We start from the raw sequence: 20,116 nt of genomic DNA on the forward strand, positions 1-20,116 counted from the left end.
TGTTAACTAGCAATAACCTTCCAACCGAGTTAAAGGTAACTTTTTACCAATGGCTTTTTCAATTTCTGGCAAATAAAACGCATCATCTTCAGAAAGAAAACTGATACTAACGCCTTGTGAACCCGCTCGCCCTGTTCGACCGATACGATGCACATAATCATCAGACTGCTCAGGCAAAGTAAAGTTCACCACATGCGATACACCATCGACATGAATACCACGTCCCGCAACATCCGTTGCAATCATGATGTTATTTTTACCCTGCTTAAATTGCTCAAGCATTTTCAAGCGTTTGTCCTGCGCAATTTCGCCCGATAGCATGCCTACCCGATAGCCATCTTTTTTTAGATGATCATATAAACGGCGCACCTGATCTCGACGATTGGCAAAAATCATGACTTTATCGATAGGCTCATCACGTAAAATATCTTGGAGCAAACGATATTTATCTTTTTTCTCCACCACATAAACGCGTTGTTCAACGTCATTATTGGTTTTTTGTTCAGGTTCAATTTCAACAGTCACGGGTTCAAATAACCATTGACGTGCCAGATTCAGGACATCATAGCTAAAGGTAGCCGAAAACATTAAAGTCTGACGTTCCTCTTTACGCGGCGAATAACGCACAATACGTTTTACCGAAGGAATAAAACCCATATCCAGTAAACGGTCTGCTTCATCAATCACCAAAAATTCGATTTGATCAAGCCAGATTTCTTTTTGTTCAATAAAATCTATCAAACGACCAGGTGTCGCGACCAGAATATCCAAAAAATTCGCATTCAATGGTTTCTTTTGCTTGTCGAAATCCACACCGCCAACCAAGGTGAGTAATTTTAAATCTGTAAATTTGGTCAGTTCTTTAGCATCACTTTCAATTTGCAATGCCAGTTCACGAGTCGGCGCAAGAATCAAAGCGCGAGGCTCACCACGATAGCGTTGTTCCTGAATCGGATTATTGAGCAAGTCATTGATGATACTGACCAAAAATGCTGCCGTTTTACCCGTTCCTGTCTGCGCGCGACCAATAGCATCGTGCCCTGCCAGTGTATATGTTAAAACCTTTTGCTGAATTGGGGTCATTTGCTTAAACCCTAATGCATCAATCGCTTTTTTAAGTTGCGGATGTAGATTCAAGGTTTCAAAACCAGATACCATATACTCGTGCTCTAACTGTTAATCACTCTGATGAGAGCGATAGTATAAAACAAAAACGCCCCAATTAAAAAATTGAGGCGTTATTCAACATGACAACATGTTGATTAGTCTAAAGGCTGTACATTCTCAGCCTGAAAACCTTTTTGTCCTTGCACAACGCTAAACTCAACGCGTTGGCCATCACGTAACGAACGATGTCCGTCACCCATAATTGCACGAAAATGTACAAATACGTCGTCGCCGCCATTACGTTGAATGAAGCCAAAACCCTTAGTGTCGTTAAACCATTTAACAACGCCTTGTTCGCGAGCTGTCATAAGTCAATCCTCAGAAGTGAAAATAAAGGACCTTCCGGTGTTGCAAACAGCAGAGCAAACAAGTTTAAAATTCGTTATTATTTCAAAGCTTGTAATCATTCTGTAAAACTATCAACAATTTCCGGTTACATCCATTTGTTATAGGTTTAGTAAAACAATGATTTGTTATACTGGTTAATCCTAAAACGCTTCGAGCTTAACACGGGTTTATGACAATTAATAGAAATTTTTTAGATAATTCTATATTAATTGTTGATTATTTTTTAAACTCCCTCACAAAAATTTTATTACCGATAAAATCTACGCTGGATATAGCGCACGACTTTTTGCACATTTGTGCAAATATTTGATAAAATTATTATTCATAAATGTCGCTAAATATTTTTAAGGATGAGTGATTCAAATCCCGTTCCCGCTACTGAAATTAATGCAATTGGTCAGCCATGCCCAATGCCGCTGCTGATGCTTAAACGTCATTTAAAAAAGGCAGATCATCAGGTTTTGCTTTTGAAATCTTCTGACCCCCATAGTGAAATTGATGTATTACGTTATTGCGAACTACATCAGCTTAGTTGTGAGCTCATCAGAGTATCTGAGCACGAATTTCATTATTTGATTGAATCCTAAATATATCGTTTTGATATTTAGATTAACTCGTGTATAAAATTTTACATTTCTCTACCCAATTTTCCTTAATTATGAACTTGCTTCGCATTAAGATGAAATCATTGGTTATACCATCATCCTATAAGGAGAACTCATGAGTGACAGCAGCAATCAATTGATGCCCCTGTCCTTATCTGCGCCCGGTGTAAATCTCGGTGCTTACATCAGCACTGTTAATCAAATTCCAATTTTGACCGCTGAGCAAGAGAAAGAACTGGCTGAGCGTTATTATTATGATCAGGATCTGGATGCGGCGAAAATGTTGGTGATGTCGCATTTGCGATTTGTCGTCCACATCGCACGCAGCTATGCGGGTTATGGTTTACCGCAGGGTGACCTGATTCAAGAAGGCAATCTCGGCCTGATGAAAGCGGTTAAGCGTTTTGACCCGAATATGGGTGTGCGTTTGGTTTCATTTGCCGTTCACTGGATCAAAGCTGAAATTCACGAATATGTGATTCGTAACTGGCGTATTGTCAAAATTGCCACAACGAAAGCACAACGTAAATTATTTTTTAATTTGCGTAGTCTGAAAAAGTCGAGCAAAAAATTAACACTAGAAGAAGCTAAAGCGATTGCCGTTGACTTAAATGTCACTCCTGAGCAAGTGCTAGAAATGGAAGGTCGTTTAACGGCTTATGATGCTGCATTTGAAGCACAAGGTGATGATGACGATGATTCAACTCATGTCGCACCTGCGCTATATTTGGAAGACAACCGTTACGACCCTGCTCGTTTAGTGGAAAATGAAGACTACGAAGAACAAAGTAGCTCTGCTTTATATGAAGCCATGAATCAGCTTGATGATCGTTCACGTAATATTTTACAGCGCCGTTGGCTGGACGATGACAAATCGACCTTGCATGAGCTTGCGGCTGAATACAATGTTTCCGCAGAGCGTATTCGTCAGCTTGAAAAAAATGCGATGGAAAAAATCAAAGTCGCCATGTCTGCAAGTTAGATTTTTCCAGATTTAAAAAGAGGCATCTGCCTCTTTTTATTGGTCTTAAGTATTTTTAGCGCATAGGATTTATGCTAAGGTGTTTAGGTCTTTTTTTAAGTATTTCAGCTTATGTGGATCGCAATCGCAGCTGTTAATCTTGCTTTGGCTGTTATATTGGGGGCCTTCGGCGCTCACGGCCTCAAGGCTTTTGCTACACCAGAACAACTGGGCTGGTGGGGAACAGCAACACAATATTTTTTCTATCATGCATTAGGTTTACTTGCGCTAGGTATTTTGTCTAAAACAAGTCCTCAATTTTCAATTAAAGCATCCTTTGTTCTGATTCAAATCGGTATTTTATTATTCTGTGGCTCTTTATATATCATGGCATTGGGCTTACCGCGTGGACTCGGTTTAATTACTCCACTTGGCGGAGTATTTATGATTTTAGGTTGGTTAGTTCTTGCGTGGAATGCCCTAAAATACGCGAAATAATGGAAAAACACATGCAAATTTATTTGAATGGTGAGCTGACACAAACCGCTTGCCATAACTTATTGCAACTGGTTCAGGAACTGGCACTTGAAGGTAAACGATTTGCGGTTGAACAAAACGAGCAAATCGTTCCAAAAAGCAAACTGGAACAATCTCCCCTTTCAGATCATGATCGTATCGAAATTATTCACGCTGTTGGCGGCGGCTAAACGGAGCAAGCCATGCAAGATTCACCTTTAATCATCGGTTCACGTACATTTCAATCTCGCCTACTCGTAGGCACAGGCAAGTATAAAGACCTCAATGAAACTGATTTAGCGATCCAAGCCAGTGGCGCTGAGATCGTGACAGTAGCAATTCGTCGGGTAAATATTGGACAACATCCTGATCAGCCAAATTTACTCTCCGTCATTCCGCCTGAAAAATATACCATTTTACCCAACACTGCGGGTTGTTTCGATGCAGAGAGTGCTGTGCGTACCTGCATGTTGGCACGTGAATTACTTGATGGTCATAATCTGGTCAAACTTGAAGTTTTGGGTGATGAAAAAACCTTATATCCAAATATTACGGCGACACTTAAAGCCGCTCAAACGTTGATTGATGATGGTTTTGAGATCATGGTGTATACCTCTGATGATCCAATTGTCGCACAAGAACTGGAAAGTATGGGCTGTGTTGCGATTATGCCTTTAGGCAGTTTGATTGGTTCAGGCTTAGGGATTTTAAACCCACATACCATTTCGATCATTAAAGAAAATGCCAAAGTACCCGTTTTGGTTGACGCAGGTGTAGGGACTGCAAGTGATGCTGCCATTGCAATGGAGTTAGGCTGTGATGGCGTACTTATGAATACCGCTATTGCCGCTGCACAACATCCAATATTGATGGCCTCTGCCATGAAAAAAGCCGTTGAAGCAGGTCGCGAAGCTTATCTAGCTGGACGTATGCCACGTAAACGCATGGCCAATGCCAGCTCTCCTGAAACTGGCTATTTCTTTAAATAAGGCCTATATTTCTCTAAGACGTATTTTAAGAGGATTCTTCGGAATCCTTTTTTATTTCAAGAATAAACAATAAGAGTATTTTCATATGCTTAAAGCCATATTTGCTATTTTTAGTTTGGGTTGTTTTAGTTTTACCACCAGCGTTCGTGCCAATCCCAATCCAACACAATATCAACAATTTATTCCTAAACACTGGAAAATACTTGAAACAGTCAAAGGAGATTTAAATCGTGATGGTCTAGAGGACATTGTTCTGGTCATTGAAGAGAATAATCCAAAAAATATTCTGAGCAATGATAGTTTAGGAAGCCCTAAACTTAACATCAATCCTAGAAGCTTATTAGTTTTATTTAAAACAACTCAAGGCTATCAATTGATCAGTAAGAATCAACAATTGCCAAGTGAGAATGATGCAGACTCCCCTTGTCTTGCCGATCCATTAGAAGATGGTGGAGTAACTATTTCAAAAGGTATTTTAAAAATAAATTTACATTACTGGTTAAGCTGTGGTTCATGGTATGTCACCCACAATACTTTTAGCTTTCGATACCAAGATCGCGCGTTTAAATTAATCGGTTTTGACCAAATGAGTTTCCATCGCGCTTCTGGTGAACAAAACTCACTCAGTATTAACTTCTCTACAGGAAAATTAAAAGAAATATCAGGTGAAAATGAGTTTGAAGATGTTCAGCAGCCAATAAAAACTAAATGGCGCACTTTAAAACAGCATTATGATTTGAAGTTAGAACAAATAAATTTCAAAGAACCACCTGAATTTCAATAAAAAAAGCCTCAATCACATTGAGGCCTTTTTGTTAAATGCGATCAGAGAGTTAAGCAATTAAACCTTCATCACGCATGGCAATACTGACTGATTGACGTTCAGCCACTTTATTGCGTAAAGCAACAATATTGGTATAAGGGCTTAAATCGTGTTCAATGCTATTTGACCAGTTTGTAAGCACGAATAAATAAGCATCGGCTGGCCCAAAGCCATCATCTACTAGATATTCATGGTCTGACTCAGCGATGGCTTTATCGATATAAGTCAATAATCGGTCAACTTCAGCATAAGCTTTTTCTTTTGCTTCGTTATCTAATGCACCACCAAAGAATACTGCATAAGCATCATGCAATTCTGAGTTTAGGTATCCTAACCATTCCAAAACTTTGGCACGACCTAGACCTGATGGTGGAATCAAATTCTGAGCTGGGTCATGCTGCGCAATAAAAGGAAGCACGGCAACGTTTTCAGTGAGAACCAATCCTGGTGTAATTTCAAGTGCAGGCACATAACCTTTTGGATTGATCTCGTAATAGTCAGCGCCTTTTTCTGTTTTATGTGTCTTTAAATCAACCTTTTCCAGATCAAAATCAACATTAATTTCATTCAAAAGAATATGTGCAGCCAATGAACATGCACCAGGTGAATAATACAACTTCATAAATAATCCTTGTTATAGCTCTCTTCACTGTTTTAAAGCGCTTTACTCAAACTTTCAAGCCCTAGACGTTTTAAATTTTAAAAACGTCGTAACCTAAAAATACATACCATTAAACTATTGTGTAAAAGACTAACTTTTTCAAGTCAAAAACGTTGTCTTTTATGTTTACTCAAGTGTATGACGAAAAAATGAACTTTCTAAAATTTACTAAAATAAAAAGGAAAACCAGTCATATTGGCGGAATAGACTGGTCTAAAATAATGCTGTTATTAGAATGTTATCATAATTATAAAGTGACATTTCTCCCTCTAGCGTTACAAAGATTTAAGTTCTAACTAACGTTAAAACTTAAATTCAATGTATAGTGCTTTTTTAGTTAAAAACATCCCTGAAATTGGTGATTTTTACGAGATTTTCAATTTTTTGACGATTTAATATTAAATAAAAACCAGTCACTGTAGACTGGTTTTTCATACTGCTTAAAACATTGCTTTACCAACTAAAACCAACACCGACACCGCCCGAACTTTCCTCTTTACTGAGTGCTCCGCTGATACTCAAACTGGTATTTTCATTAATCATACGTTGATAGCCTACTGCAACAGCTTGTTCCGCACCTTGCAAACCAGCACCAACCCCAATGCGGTTCTGCCCACGCAAACCAGCTGTACTGGTTGCCATATTCATCATCGCTGCACTCATCGCCCCCTGACGGTCAAAACGTTTATCAACCTCCTGAAAACGGCGTTCTGTTTGCAAGCTATAATCTTTAAATGTACTTTCCAAACCTGCAAAACGAGTATCTGTATAGCTGTTTGCGCTTGAAAGCGTGTCTGAACTTGATTTGTTCATTTGCGCAACATTAACAGCATCTGTGTCTGCCGTACCTGCTGCAACATGAGTAACCTGTCGCTGATTTGTGCTTGAACCAACGGAAACTGTATTGTCTCGATCTGAAGTTGAGTCATTACCCAATACCACCGCATTTTTAGCTTCAGTATTAACGTTATTACCTAACACAAAGGTATTATCCCCGTTGACAGTATTATCATTACCAACCACATAACTGCCGTTACCACTGACTGTATTTGGATCTCCAAATGCACCTGATCCATTACCAGAAACAGTATTACTCACACCCACAGCGGTTGAGTTATTTCCTGTAACCACAGTGTTTGGTCCTATTGCTGTTGAGTTTTTGCCAGTTGCATTTGAACTTGTAGTTGCACCAGCGCCATTTCCTCCAATACTGATATATTGTCCTGCATCTGCTACTTTTTGATCAGTATAGGATTTAGCCGTATTTAAAGTTGATGTTGTTTGTTGGTCGGTATAAGTTTTGGCATCATTCAATGCAGTTGTGGTTTGTTGATCGGTGTAACTTTTTGAGTCATTTAAAGATTGTGAGGTTTGTTGATCTGTATAAGATTTTGCATCGTTTAGATTTTTTGCATCTTGTTGGTCAATATAAGATTTTGCATTTGCCAGTGTGCCTGAGCTTTGTGTATCCGTGTAGGTATTTGCATCAGATAAAGTTTTGGCATCTTGCTGGTCAACATAATTTTTTAAATTGCTCACAGAACCTTTTAACGCGGTTAATTCATTATTCACAGCACCAAAGGTTGCACCAATATTAGAATAGCTTGTGCCCTGAATCGTAAAGGTCGGTAATGTAAATACGCCATTATTGAATCCTGCTCCGCCACCTAATACAGAAGCTAATTGATTTGCGCTACTATTAAACTGCGTTGATAGTGTATTGATATTTTGATTGGTCGTATAAAGCTGACCACCTGTAACTGCATCTTTAGAACTGCTTGAACTGATATCACCTGCTTGTAAATTGGTCAGTTTTGTTCCACTCTGACCAGCTAAAGTAATTGTTTCTTTTGCGGCATTGTCATAAACCACCGCATTAGTTGAGATGTTGCCGAGCCTGTAAATTATTTTGTGTAAGTTCCATTTTTTATAAATGATCTTTTAATCGATCATCGAACTGAATCGTAAACCAATTCATTGCTAAACGCCAATTTTGAATTGGCATCGTCCATTTCTTCGCAGCATTTGATGTTGCTAAGTAAATGACCTTCTTTACTGAGTCATCAGATGAAAAGATTTTCCTTTTCTTCGTTGAATGGCGTATTACGCTATTCAACGACTCAATCGCATTTGTTGTATAAATTGCATGACGTATTTCGGCTGGATAGCTAAAGATCGTTCGGATATTTTCCCAATTGGCCCGCCAGGATTCTCCAATTTTGGGATACTGGTGATTCCATTGATCACAGAAGATGTCTAGGGATTTTAAAGCATTTTCCTCTGTACTTGCCTGATAAATCGCTTTCAGACCCGACGTAACAGCTTTGTAGTCTTTCCAGCTTACAAATCTCAGGCTATTGCGTACAACATGCACGATACACAGTTGAATATCAGTATGAGGGTAAACAGAGGCTATCGCGTCAGGGAAGCCTTTTAATCCATCTACACAGGCAACAAGAATGTCCTGTACTCCTCGATTTTTTAGCTCTGTCATGACTGACAGCCAGAATTTGGCACCTTCTGTCTGAGCAATCCACATACCCAGTAATTCTTTTTGCCCATCCATATTGATGCCTAAAGCAAGGTATACGGACTTGTTAATCACATTGGAGTGCTGACGGACTTTGACAACAATACAGTCAAGATAGACAACAGGATAAAGGCTATCTAAGGCTCTATTTTGCCACTCAGTCACTTGCTCAATCACAGCATCGGTAACTTTGCTGATGAGAGATGCTGACACATCGGCATCGTACATTTCTTTGAAGAAGGCTACAATTTCCCTATTAGTCATTCCTTTTGCATACAGTGAGAGGATTTGGTCATCCATACTGGTGATGCGTGTTTGGTGCTTTTTGATAATTTGTGGCTCAAATGAACCTTCTCGATCACGGGGAATATCTAAAGCCAGTTGTCCATCTTGAGTTGTAATGGTTTTAGAACTAAACCCATTACGGCTATTTGAGCCTTTCTTGGGCTGATGCTTTTCATAACCGAGATGGTCTGAAAGTTCAGTATTGAGTGCAGTTTCAATCATGAATTTTTTAAAGACTGCTGTCATTTGGTTTAAGTCTTCTGGTGTTTTTAGACCTTTAGCCAATTCGGCAGCCATACTTTTGATTGTTGCTTCATCCATGTGAAGTACCTTTTGTAATTATCCTCTGAAGGATAAATGAAAATTAAGTACTTACACAAAATTTAGAACAGTCCCATGTTGCCCAGACCTGTCTGTAAGGCAGCAATTTCATTTGCATTAGTCGTAATCTTGCCATCTAAAACCAAATCCTTCTGATCTGCATAACTTTTGGCATCAGTTAATGTATTAGACAAACCTGTCGTTAATGCATTCATTGATGCCTTCGTATCTAAACCTGTCGTTGCATCATTGACTTTACTATTTAATGTATCAAATACAGTTTTATCGGTTTTAGCAGCCAAACCAGTATCTACATAGCCTTTATTAGCAGCATCTGTTGCTTGAGTTGGTGTTGCAACATTGGTAATCCGTTTTTCTGCACCACTACGTCCAACGGAAATCGTATTCGCTTCATCGGCTAAAGAATCATGACCTATCGCAGTTGAACCATAGGCTGTAGCCTGACTACTACTACCAAAAACACTGCTATAAATAGCGGATGCTGTATTATTTGAACCCACAGCAGTGGACACACCACCTGTTGCCTTGTTTAAAGTACCTAGACTTGTGCTATTTACACCCAAGGCCTGATTGTCATAACCCACTGCCGCACTTTGACCACCTAATGCAATATTATGTGAACCAATCGCAGCACTACGATCACCAAATGCGATCGAACCACCATTTCGAAGAGTTTTTTCAAAATCTAAAGCTTGATCAGAAGTAACACTCACATCACCAATCTGAGTTATCGAAGAAGTGGTTAAATCTGTTGCTTGAACTTGTATTCCATTAATGGCGGTGAGCTTAGTACTATCATCTTGCGGATCGTAGTACATTCCGCTTGCTGCCCCCAGAACGGTTGAACCACTACCTTTTGCCAAGTTTTGTGAACCCGCTGCAAAGCTTGCTGTGCCTGTTGCTTTATTATAACTACCGACTGCATTGCTCCATTTCCCAGAAACAGTATTACTAATACCTAAGCCAACACTTTCACCTTGAGTAACATTGTTATTAAAACCGATACCAGTACTAAACACACCATTTACAGTATTTTGACTACCAATTGCGTTGGAGAACATACCGTTTGCAGTATTACTTGATCCTATTGCATTGCTTGAGCTACCTAATGCAGTGTTTGAATTACCAAATGCGCTACTAGAATCCCCTGACGCTGTGTTACTTCTACCTACCGCACTACTAGAATCAGCCAATGCAATATTATTAGAACCAATGGCGCTACTTAAATTAGCCATTGCCCGATTATAATCACCAATAGCACTGCTCGCCTCACCATTTGTAGTATTATCAGAGCCGAATGCGCTACTTTGCTTTCCTTGCGCTCTGTTGGAATCACCTACAGCGCTAGCAGACTCGCCTGATGCAATGTTTGAATTACCCACAGCATTACTCGATTCCCCAGATGCAGTATTCCAATACCCTAAAGCACTACTACCATTAGCTTCGGCTAAATTAAATCGTCCGATTGCATTACTTGCCTCACCTGTTGCCGTATTTCCATCACCTATCGCGCTACTATATTTTCCTGAAGCTTTGTTAGAAGATCCTATCGCATTACTTAAGAAACCAGAAGCGATATTGGAGAATCCAATAGATGAGCTATAACCACCGATGGCAATATTAGCGCCTTTTTTGGCAGCATTTTTAAAAGCAGCTACTTGGTTCACATCTGTAACGACAGTACCATCAGGTAATGTAAATGACGTGATGTCATCGATATTAGTCGTTGTTGCGGTAACTGTAATTCCCCCGACACTGGTCAGTTGTGTTCCATTACTTTGTGCATTATAGGCTATACTTGATGCAGCACCTAAAGCAGTATCAGTTGAACTACGGGCGTAGTTATCACTTGCCACTGCTGTTGGAATGGCTGCAATTGCAGTATCAACATAGCCTTTATTAGCTGCATCTGTTGCTTGAGTTGGTGTTGCAACATTAATAATTTGACGTTGCGTAGTCGTACTTCCAACCGAAAAACTGTTAGCTCTATCTGCTATAGAATTTGCTCCAAGCGCAATACTATTTTTACCCATCGCTTTTGCTTGATAACCTAAAGCAATACTATTTTGTTGATAAGCAAGTGCTTCAGTTCCAATAGCCACACCATTAATTGATGCAGCAGCTCCTCCTATAGCCACAGCATTATTAAGACCCCATGTCAAATGATTACAATCCCCTCCTATTATTACAGCATTATCACCAGTAAAAACATTCAAGGCTGATTGTGGCCATAATCCTGAACCAGTGCCATAACTTACTTGATTATCCGTAGTTAAGGTTATACTTGGAGCATTACCACTGGTACAACTTACACCTTGAACAATATTCCCTGCCCAAGCATCTGTCCCCATAATCGTTGCAATACTCAAAACCAGAGTTTGCAAACCAAGTATCCGAGATTTATTTGTATCTAAATTTAAAGTTTCCGTACTGACCACCGACCCAGTACTACTCTCTTTTTTCCCCACACTTTTGGCATTTTCCGAAACCACCACCATTTGCCCCAGTGATTTATTCCAGATTAGTTTAAAAATCTTGTTCATATGTCCATCCCCACCGCTTATTTTATGATTAAAATTTATGTACTTATTATTTGATCATGATCACAAGTTTTGCGATATCCCTGAAATTAGTGATATTTTGGTTACTCATCGGAAAATACCCAATCTCAGGGATATAAAAACTAAAAAAATAACGGCAAATTAGGGGAAGATATGAAGCTTTTGAGTAATGTAATGCTGGACCCAGACTTGGTTTTACCTGTTCCTGTGATTGTGGTTGAGGATGAACCACTGATACAAAAACGACTAAAAGAAATATTATTAGGGATTGGCTACTTACCAGAAAATCTTATTTTTGCCCAAACGCTCGCTCAGGCTCATGAGCGACTGAAACAACATTCTGCATCTTTGGCTCTGGTTGATTTGGGTTTACCTGATGGCAATGGTATAGAGTTTATCAAACAACTAAAAATATATGATCCCACCATCGCGATTTTAGTGATCTCAGCATGGAGCACTGAGGATGCTATTTTGAATGCCCTAATGGCTGGAGCAACGGGTTATGTTCTAAAAGAACGCGATGATATTGAAGTTGCATTATCTATCCGCAGTATTTTGCGCGGAGGAGCGCCTATCGATCCTTTTATCGCTCGTCAAATTTTAAAACAACTTCCTTTATCTCATGAGCAAGCTGAGAAAAAAAATATTGAAAATGAGATAGATGACGCTTTACTTTCCAAACGTGAACATGAAATATTATTACTGGTTGCCCAAGGTTTAAGTAATAAAGAAATTGCCAGCCAGATCAATTTGTCACGTTATACCGTTGAGTCTCATATCAAGCACATTTATCGGAAACTTGCAGTATGTACACGCATCAAAGCAGTCGATACTGCAAGATCACTTGGTTTACTCGATTAAGATTGTTTTTTATTTGCTTTGTATTGATTTTAGTTAGTAGCCATTCACCGCTTTATGCCGCCTCTTCCCTTGATGAATTGGTGTTGATTCCCAAAGATCATAACTGTCAGGTAAAAATTAGCACAATTCAAGCGATTCAAACTTCACCCAACATCCAAACTAAAAATATCAATCAACTAAAAAATTGGCAAAATGTAAAATTACCTGATTTTTGGGAAAATCGTTGGAAAAATTATTCTGGTATAGTTTGGTATCGCATTTTATGGTCAAAAGCCTGTCAAACTTCTCAGACTGAACCACTTGCCTTAAATATTGACAGCATCAATATGGCAGGAGAAGTCTATTTAAACCAACATTTAATTTGGCGCGATAAAAATTTAGTCGAACCTTTAAGTCGTAGTTGGAATATGCCACGTTACTGGGTATTACCTAATTCTGAGCTCAAACGAGGTCAAAACGAAATCCTCATTCGGGTGATAGGAGTCGCTACACAAAGTCCCGGGTTAGGCAACGTTTATATTGGTACGCCACATGCCATTATTGAACAAAATTCAAAATATGTATTTGAACATCGCACGCTGTATTTTATTAATTTAGTTATTTCCCTAACGCTTGGTGCTATTGCTTTTCTAGTTTGGCTACTGCGTAGAAAAGACTCAACCTTTGGTTGGTTTGCTTTGGCTTCTTTGCTATGGGGACTTTTTATCAGCAATATTTTAACAACGGAGACTTATCCATTTTTTCATACTTTGCAACTTGCCAGAATTAATATGTTGTTTCTGGTGGGCTATGTAATTTCTTTTACGATTTACACATGGCGATTTGCTGGAAAAAAATATAACAAGACTGAAAAAATATTATGGCTGATAGGCTTAATCGGCGTCATCGTTTTATTTATTGTTTCACCTGCGTATTTAGGACTCGTTTTGTTTAGCTTATTTTTATTTGCGGTCATTGTATTTTTAGGATGTTGTTTTTTCTATCAATGGATTGCTTATAAAACCCCTAAAGCAGATATCCGTTTCCTTGCCCTAATTTTACTTGGTTTTATTGGGATCAATGTGCATGACGTTTATCTGATTTTGACCCAAAATACTGAACATACTTATATTACCCCTTTTGCAGCACCGTTAACTGCTTTAGCGATTTCTATGATATTAGCTTGGCGGATCGCACAAAACGTTAATCATATTGAAGAATTTAATCAAACATTGACACAAAGCGTAGAGCGAGTGAGCGCCGATTTAAAAAACTCTTTAGATAAAAAACATCAACTTGAAATCGAAAATATGCGTCTACAAGAACGACTCAATTTATCTCATGAACTGCATGATGGTTTGGGTGGGTCTTTGGTACGTTCTATGATTTTAGTGGATAAACAAGACAAGATTGATAAGCAGCATGTTTTATCCATTTTAAAACTATTACGTAATGATCTACGTCAAGTGATTGATAGTGGCTCTACAATTGGCGCAAAAGTACCAGAAACTCCAGTGATTTGGGCTTCCTCGATACGACGACGTTTTGTACAACTTTTTGAGGAACTTGAAATTGAATCTAATTGGAAGTTAGCAGAACAATGGCTAAAAGAGCCGACTGCTTTACAGTGCTTGACGCTTGCTCGCGTGGTAGAAGAGGCTTTAACTAATATCATTAAACATAGCCATGCTACGTTGGTTAAAGTCAGTTTATTTCAGGAGTATCAACAACTAATCCTTGAAATTGAAGATAATGGTGTTGGATTTGACCCAAGTTCAGTCCAACAAGGTTTACATGTCGGCTTACAAAGTATGCAAGTTAGGGTCAATCGTATAGGCGGAACATTTGAAATACATTCAGAAATGGGACAAACCCTGATTCGGGTCAAGCTTTAAAAGTTTTGATTTACCAGACAGTAATTGCCAGATTAGGTTTGACTTCAACTATTAAGCCTTTAAAATACGGCATTCAGATTTTTGAGTCCTACCCAAATTATGTCGACTGATCAGTTAGAAGTGCAAATTACTGAACTGGATAATTTGCCTGAGCATCGTGAAATTGTGACGTTTATGCGCCGTTCTGCGCCCTTAAATACATCACAACGTACCGCATTAGAACAATATCAGCATTTAATTTTGGAATATCCAGTGGGGGATTTACGTCAGCATTTTGAACACCCTGAACGTCCATTGACTGTTGAAATCGGTTTTGGAATGGGGCGTTCATTAGTTCTCATGGCTAAAGCCAATCCTGAACGTAATTATGTGGGTATTGAGGTGCATGTACCAGGTATTGCACAATGCGTCTATGAAGCAGGTATGGCGGGACTCACAAATCTTTGTGTACTGGATGCCGACGCGATTCAAGTCCTTCGTGAAATGCCAGATGATAGTATTAATTGTGTTCAGCTTTATTTCCCAGATCCGTGGCAAAAAAAGCGCCATTTCAAACGTCGTTTCGTTATCCATGAACGTATGCAACTGGTGGAACAAAAGCTCGAAATTGGCGGTACATTTCATGCCGCAACTGACTGGGAACCTTATGCTGAGTGGATGCTGGAAGTTTTAGATCATAGAGAAAATCTTGAAAATCTGGCGGGTAAAGGCAATAGTTATCCACGTCCAGATTGGAGACCTCAAACTAAATTTGAACGTCGTGGTTTAGAATCAGGTCATAAAATTAATGACTTTATTTTCAAAAAAGTTCAGTAAAAATGTTAAGCACTTATTTGATAAAATAAGTGCTTAACTTCAATGATAAAACATAACCTCAAAGAAACAAATAACAATTCAATGTCTTCAGATCTATCCAACATCACTGATTCATGTATAACAACTTATCCATGCTATTTCATCACTTTTAGTAACGGGCAAGATGTTATATGAGACTTCTTTATCCTTATTTAATCTTTTTACTTTTCTCCCCTAGGGAAAAATAAAAAGAATTTCTAAAAATAAGCCTATACATTAAATTTAATTGAAACATCACAAAATTTACGTATTTTGAATTGTATGACTTTGAATCATTTTTACGCGCATACATCGAAATATAGATTTTATTTTTCAATAACCTTTTGTGACAAATCAATAACCTAACTGTTATGCGAAAAATAGAAAAAATAAACTATTTATAAGAAGAACAAAAAACAACTTTTTAGCTTTATCAAAAAACAGGGAAATTAAGCTATTCATTTTATAAAGATTTCTCTTGTATAGATACTGATACATCATTGATTTAAGTCAAAAAGTTAAGAACTTTTCCATCACTTTTAACGCATTGATTTGATATAAAATGCAACTACCCAAGGAGTAAGTATGACTTTTTTCCTGTTTATCGTTGCTATTTTGGTACAGCTTTTTGCCATTTGGGCTGTTTTCTATTTTAGCCTATCCAGAACTGTGGGTAGTATCGTGACTATTGTTGTGGCGATTGCTTCCGCATTTATTTTTACAGCTTGGTCACTATTATTAGGTATCCCCCTAATCCTGCTCAGTTTAGTGGTCTTAATTGATCCTCTCCGTTTTAATTTGATTACAAAACCCGCATTTAATAGCTTAGGCAATTCTATGCCTAGTATTAGTACCACTGAACAGGAAGCGCTTGAAGCAGGTACAAGCTGGTGGGAAAAAGAGTTATTTATGGGAGCGCCCAACTGGGACACTTTTAATGCGTATCCATTTCCACAGTTATCAGAAGAAGAACAAGCTTTTATTGACAACGAAGCTGAACAGTTATGTAGCATGCTGGATGAATGGGAAATTCATCATCAAACCAAAGACCTGCCTGAACATGTCTGGCAGTTTATTAAAGATAAAGGCTTTTTAAGCCTGATTATTCCAAAATCTTATGGCGGTAAAGAGTTTAGTTCTTTCGCACAAAGTCGCATCATGAGTAAAATCGCCTCTCGCTCACTGACCACAGCCGTGAGTTGTATGGTTCCTAACTCTTTGGGGCCGGGTGAGTTACTCATGCATTATGGGACAGATGAACAGAAGCAGCGTTATTTGCCGGGTTTAGCTGCTGGCACTGAAATTCCATGTTTTGGTTTGACTAGTCCAGAAGCTGGTTCTGATGCAGGTGCAATTCCAGATACAGGCGTGGTGTGTTACGGCGAATTTGAAGGTGAAGAAGTTCTTGGCTTACGTATGAACTTTTCTAAACGTTGGATTACCCTTGCTCCAATAGCAACTGTGGTGGGTTTAGCTTTTAAACTTTATGACCCTGATGGTTTACTTGGTGATACATCTAAAACAGAATACGGTATTACTTGCGCCTTGATTCCTGCAAATCATGAAGGCGTTGAGGTTGGCCCAAGACATTATCCTGGCTCTCCATTCATGAATGGAACAGTAGAAGGTCGGGATGTATTTATTCCGATTGACTATATTATTGGTGGCCCGAAAAATGCAGGTAAAGGCTGGCGCATGTTGATGGAATGTCTGGGTGTAGGTCGTGGTATTTCGTTACCAGCCTTATCAACTGCGGCAGGTGAAATGTCTTATTTAACGGTTGGTGCATTTGCAAAAGTTCGTGAACAATTCAAACTTTCTGTCGGTAAGTTTGAGGGTGTACAGGAAGCGACCAGTGACATCGCCAGTGATGCTTACATGTTAGAGTCGTTTCGCTATTTGGTCACGTGTGGACTGAATCAAGGTGGCACACCTGCGGTGATGACCGCGATGGCCAAATATTATGCCACCGAGACGATGCGCAAAGTGGTGAATCATGGGATGGACGTGGTTGGCGGACGTGCAATTCAGCTTGGACCACGTAACTTCTTAGCACTGTCTTATCAAGCCATTCCTGTCGCAATTACCGTTGAAGGGGCAAATATTCTGACCCGCTCATTAATGATTTTTGGTCAAGGTTCTATGCGTTGTCATCCTTATTTATTTGAAGAATTGCAATTATTGCAATCCGATGATAAACCAAGCGCACTCAAACAATTTCACGAAATTTTATTTAAACACTTAGGTTATACCTTTAATCGTGGAGCACGTTCATTTGCCTATGGTTTTACTGGTGGCTCAAATGACGCCCCTGTAATTTCAGATGATTTTACTCAGCCTTATTATAAAATCATCAACCGCCTCAGTGCCAACTTGGCTTTAACCGCTGATATGTCATTGGGTTTACTAGCAGGTGATATCAAACGCAAAGAAATGTTATCTGGGCGTTTAGCCGATATTCATGCTTATCTGTTTATTGCCTCTTCTATTTTAAAATTTTATGCCAACGGCGCCAAATCTGAAGCAGAGCAATTACATGCAAAATTAGCCCTAGAGAAATCGCTTTATCAAGTGCAAGAAGCATTTTATGGCTTGTTTGAAAATTTCCCAATCAAGCTGGGTGCAGCACTGGTTAAGTTTGTTTGTTTCCCACTTGGACGACCTCTTGCTAAACCAAGCGATGAACTCAAACAACAAGTTGCAGAACTGATCATGCAGGAAAATCCATTCCGTGAGCAACTGAAAAAACATGTGTATTATTCTCAGGATGCTAACGATGTCACAGGTCGTATGGAGTCAGCATTTCAAATGCTATTACAAATTGAACCACTTTGGCATAAATTCAAAAAAGCAGAATCTAAAGATCAGTTTAAAGGTTTAACTTTTGAAGAGCATATTACAGATGCTGTTGCGACGAACTTTATAACTGAAGCAGAGGCTCAAAGTTTGATCGTTTATAATGCTAAACGTTATGACAGTATGCTCACTGATATTTTTGACATGGAACTCAATCATGATCTTGAGCTTGAAAATCCACATATGCCTATTACAGGTGAAGCAACTCTGGATTAATTGAGTCTTTCAGCCACTTTGATAATGTGATAAAAGCGTTTACGGACGCTTTTGTTTTTTGCAAATTATAGGAAAGATGATGTCACAACAAGATTATGAAAATGGTTTAAAAGTTCGAACTGAAGTGATGGGCGAATCATTTGTTAAACGTGCTCAGGACAATACCGTACCGTTCACAGCCCCTTTGCAAAACTGGATTAATGAACATGCTTGGGGATCTACATGGCAACGTGAAGGTGTACTACCTCGTAAGTATCGCTCACTGATTACCCTTGCCATGTTAACCGCACTTAAAGCACCTACAGAACTAAAAGGCCATGTACGCGGCGCATTAAATAATGGTTGCAGCATTGAGGAAATACAGGAGACACTGTTGCATAGTTTGCCTTATTGCGGTGCGCCAGCAGCCCAAGAAGCATTTCGCGCAGCCTTAGAAGTGATTCAGGAATATCAAAATAATCAAACTTAAATCAGATTTTACCAATACATATGTTTATTGCTAATAAATCTGGATTCCATCTCGACCATTGCGTTTGACATAATAAAGCGCTTTATCTGCCAGACCAAACCATTCAGAGACTGTTTGTGCAGTCTCTACAGATGCAATTCCGATGCTAATACTTGCAGAAAAATGCTCATCACTTTGTAATCGGATATTCTTGATACAAGCTGCAATATTTTCAGCAAGTATTAAAATTTCATCGTTGCTTCGATCTACCACAATAATGGCAAGTTCATCGCCACCAAAACGAGCTGGCGTATCTTCAGGGCCAATAAAATGCCTTAAAATACTGGAAATTTCGGCTAAAAAGTAATCCCCTGCCTCATGTCCATAAGTGTCGTTAATATATTTAAAGTCATCGACATCTAGCAACATCAAATGTGCATGCGTTCCATTTCTCTGAGTTTGGATAAAAATTGAAGAAAGACGCTGCTCAAACAAACGGCGGTTGGGAATATGCAAACGCGGATCCATTAGGGCAATACGCTCAAATTCTCGATTTTTATGGATTAACTGCACAGCAAGATTTCGGGTTAATACGCTTAAAAACATGATATAGAGTGTTGCTAAAGGTAGTGAACACCAGACAATGCGACTATCAAAATCGACATTCACATGAAAACCTAACAATACCCACATGACCAAACAACTAACTAGCATAGCCATCAAAGAGGGTTTTAAAATGACCCAACCGCCTGCGGCATAACGATCTGAAATTAAAATCGCGACCATAATTAATGATGGAAAAGGACTAATCCCCATCACGGCAACCCAAATTCCCCCTAAAGCAGCATCGACCACTAAACTCATATTTGTGGTTTTCACTGCATCTTGTTTGCTTTTAGCATACACATAAGCCACTGTGGGCCAAATAAAGGCATTAATACCCAGTAAGATATATACAAATAAAGAGTAATTTAAATAATGAAGAACTGAAGAAATGGATAAAAAACACAGAATAGTTCCCGTTTGCCGCATTAAAAAAATACGATGAACATATCGCTTGCTGCGTTCAAGTAATATCGCTTCATCCGTTTTTATATATGGCATGGTCATTAGGACTTTCTATTCAATGATAAAACGAATTGCTTATTGCTAAGCCGCCTATCCAACGGTACGTCAACCACATGATTCTAACCATATTTTATTCATAAAATAATGTATATATATACCAATTTTTTTAAA

18 protein-coding genes are annotated in these 20,116 nt (G+C 38.8%); 11 read left to right on the forward strand and 7 right to left on the reverse strand.

All coding sequences use genetic code 11. The features are described from left to right. Nucleotides 1-6 precede the first annotated feature (6 nt). Nucleotides 7-1,158: an ATP-dependent RNA helicase RhlB gene (gene rhlB, locus I6L31_RS04005; RefSeq protein ID WP_004988257.1), complete on the reverse strand. Its 1,152-nt coding sequence runs from the start codon at nt 1,156-1,158 to the stop codon at nt 7-9. Between the two features lie 104 nt (nt 1,159-1,262). Then, on the reverse strand, nt 1,263-1,475 hold the full coding sequence (locus I6L31_RS04010) for a cold-shock protein (RefSeq protein WP_004653893.1): 213 nt from the start codon (nt 1,473-1,475) through the stop codon (nt 1,263-1,265). 390 nt (nt 1,476-1,865) lie between these two features. Between I6L31_RS04010 and I6L31_RS04015 the strand changes: the two genes are divergently transcribed. The 6 genes from I6L31_RS04015 (at nt 1,866) to I6L31_RS04040 (ending at nt 5,370) form a co-directional block, all read left to right on the forward strand. Beyond that, a complete protein-coding gene (locus tag I6L31_RS04015; RefSeq protein WP_005004706.1) occupies nt 1,866-2,102 on the forward strand; it encodes a sulfurtransferase TusA family protein in 237 nt (78 codons plus the stop codon). A gap of 133 nt (nt 2,103-2,235) precedes the next feature. Then, nucleotides 2,236-3,102, forward strand: a complete 867-nt coding sequence (gene rpoH, locus I6L31_RS04020; protein ID WP_004988265.1) for an RNA polymerase sigma factor RpoH — start codon at nt 2,236-2,238, stop codon at nt 3,100-3,102. 111 nt (nt 3,103-3,213) lie between these two features. Then, nucleotides 3,214-3,579, forward strand: a complete 366-nt coding sequence (locus I6L31_RS04025; RefSeq protein ID WP_005004709.1) for a DUF423 domain-containing protein — start codon at nt 3,214-3,216, stop codon at nt 3,577-3,579. A gap of 11 nt (nt 3,580-3,590) precedes the next feature. Continuing rightward, the gene (gene thiS / locus I6L31_RS04030) at nt 3,591-3,788 is read left to right on the forward strand and encodes a sulfur carrier protein ThiS (protein ID WP_004998328.1); all 198 of its coding nucleotides are present in this window, start codon (nt 3,591-3,593) and stop codon (nt 3,786-3,788) included. Nucleotides 3,789-3,800: 12 nt separating this feature from the next. After that, nucleotides 3,801-4,586 (forward strand): thiazole synthase, encoded by a 786-nt coding sequence (locus I6L31_RS04035; protein WP_005004712.1) that lies wholly within the window; start codon nt 3,801-3,803, stop codon nt 4,584-4,586. A gap of 85 nt (nt 4,587-4,671) precedes the next feature. Further along, nucleotides 4,672-5,370, forward strand: coding sequence for a hypothetical protein (locus tag I6L31_RS04040; protein WP_005004715.1), 699 nt, complete (start codon nt 4,672-4,674; stop codon nt 5,368-5,370). A gap of 49 nt (nt 5,371-5,419) precedes the next feature. Here I6L31_RS04040 and I6L31_RS04045 read toward each other — a convergent pair whose 3' ends face one another. The 4 genes from I6L31_RS04045 to I6L31_RS04060 form a co-directional block, all read right to left on the reverse strand. Continuing rightward, nucleotides 5,420-6,031, reverse strand: coding sequence for a glutathione binding-like protein (locus tag I6L31_RS04045; protein WP_005004719.1), 612 nt, complete (start codon nt 6,029-6,031; stop codon nt 5,420-5,422). A 492-nt stretch (nt 6,032-6,523) separates the two neighbouring features. After that, on the reverse strand, nt 6,524-7,942 hold the full coding sequence (locus I6L31_RS04050; RefSeq protein ID WP_005004720.1) for a YadA family autotransporter adhesin: 1,419 nt from the start codon (nt 7,940-7,942) through the stop codon (nt 6,524-6,526). 55 nt (nt 7,943-7,997) lie between these two features. Further along, the gene (locus I6L31_RS04055; RefSeq protein ID WP_000343018.1) at nt 7,998-9,206 is read right to left on the reverse strand and encodes an IS256-like element ISAba26 family transposase; all 1,209 of its coding nucleotides are present in this window, start codon (nt 9,204-9,206) and stop codon (nt 7,998-8,000) included. A gap of 62 nt (nt 9,207-9,268) precedes the next feature. Beyond that, entirely contained in the window at nt 9,269-11,770 is a 2,502-nt protein-coding gene (locus tag I6L31_RS04060) for an ESPR-type extended signal peptide-containing protein (RefSeq protein WP_005004723.1), read from the reverse strand. Nucleotides 11,771-11,941: 171 nt separating this feature from the next. Between I6L31_RS04060 and I6L31_RS04065 the strand changes: the two genes are divergently transcribed. The 5 genes from I6L31_RS04065 to I6L31_RS04085 all read left to right on the forward strand — a co-directional run bounded on the left by I6L31_RS04065 (nt 11,942) and on the right by I6L31_RS04085 (nt 18,898). Continuing rightward, nucleotides 11,942-12,649, forward strand: a complete 708-nt coding sequence (locus I6L31_RS04065; RefSeq protein ID WP_005004727.1) for a response regulator — start codon at nt 11,942-11,944, stop codon at nt 12,647-12,649. Next, nucleotides 12,595-14,523 (forward strand): sensor histidine kinase, encoded by a 1,929-nt coding sequence (locus I6L31_RS04070; RefSeq protein WP_005004729.1) that lies wholly within the window; start codon nt 12,595-12,597, stop codon nt 14,521-14,523. The genes I6L31_RS04065 and I6L31_RS04070 overlap by 55 nt, the downstream gene beginning before the upstream one ends. 99 nt (nt 14,524-14,622) lie before the next feature. After that, complete coding sequence (trmB, locus tag I6L31_RS04075; RefSeq protein WP_005004732.1) at nt 14,623-15,339, forward strand: tRNA (guanosine(46)-N7)-methyltransferase TrmB; 717 nt, start codon at nt 14,623-14,625, stop codon at nt 15,337-15,339. A 603-nt stretch (nt 15,340-15,942) separates the two neighbouring features. After that, entirely contained in the window at nt 15,943-18,429 is a 2,487-nt protein-coding gene (locus I6L31_RS04080) for an acyl-CoA dehydrogenase (RefSeq protein WP_005004733.1), read from the forward strand. A 79-nt stretch (nt 18,430-18,508) separates the two neighbouring features. Next, a complete protein-coding gene (locus I6L31_RS04085; RefSeq protein ID WP_004988292.1) occupies nt 18,509-18,898 on the forward strand; it encodes a carboxymuconolactone decarboxylase family protein in 390 nt (129 codons plus the stop codon). Nucleotides 18,899-18,928: 30 nt separating this feature from the next. On the opposite strand, the gene I6L31_RS04090 is transcribed toward I6L31_RS04085, so the two are convergent. Further along, entirely contained in the window at nt 18,929-19,981 is a 1,053-nt protein-coding gene (locus tag I6L31_RS04090) for a sensor domain-containing diguanylate cyclase (RefSeq protein ID WP_005004734.1), read from the reverse strand. Between the last annotated feature and the right edge of the window lie 135 nt (nt 19,982-20,116).

It is taken from the genome of Acinetobacter septicus (assembly GCF_019355975.1).
In the GTDB taxonomy this organism is placed as follows: Bacteria; Pseudomonadota; Gammaproteobacteria; order Pseudomonadales; family Moraxellaceae; genus Acinetobacter; species Acinetobacter ursingii.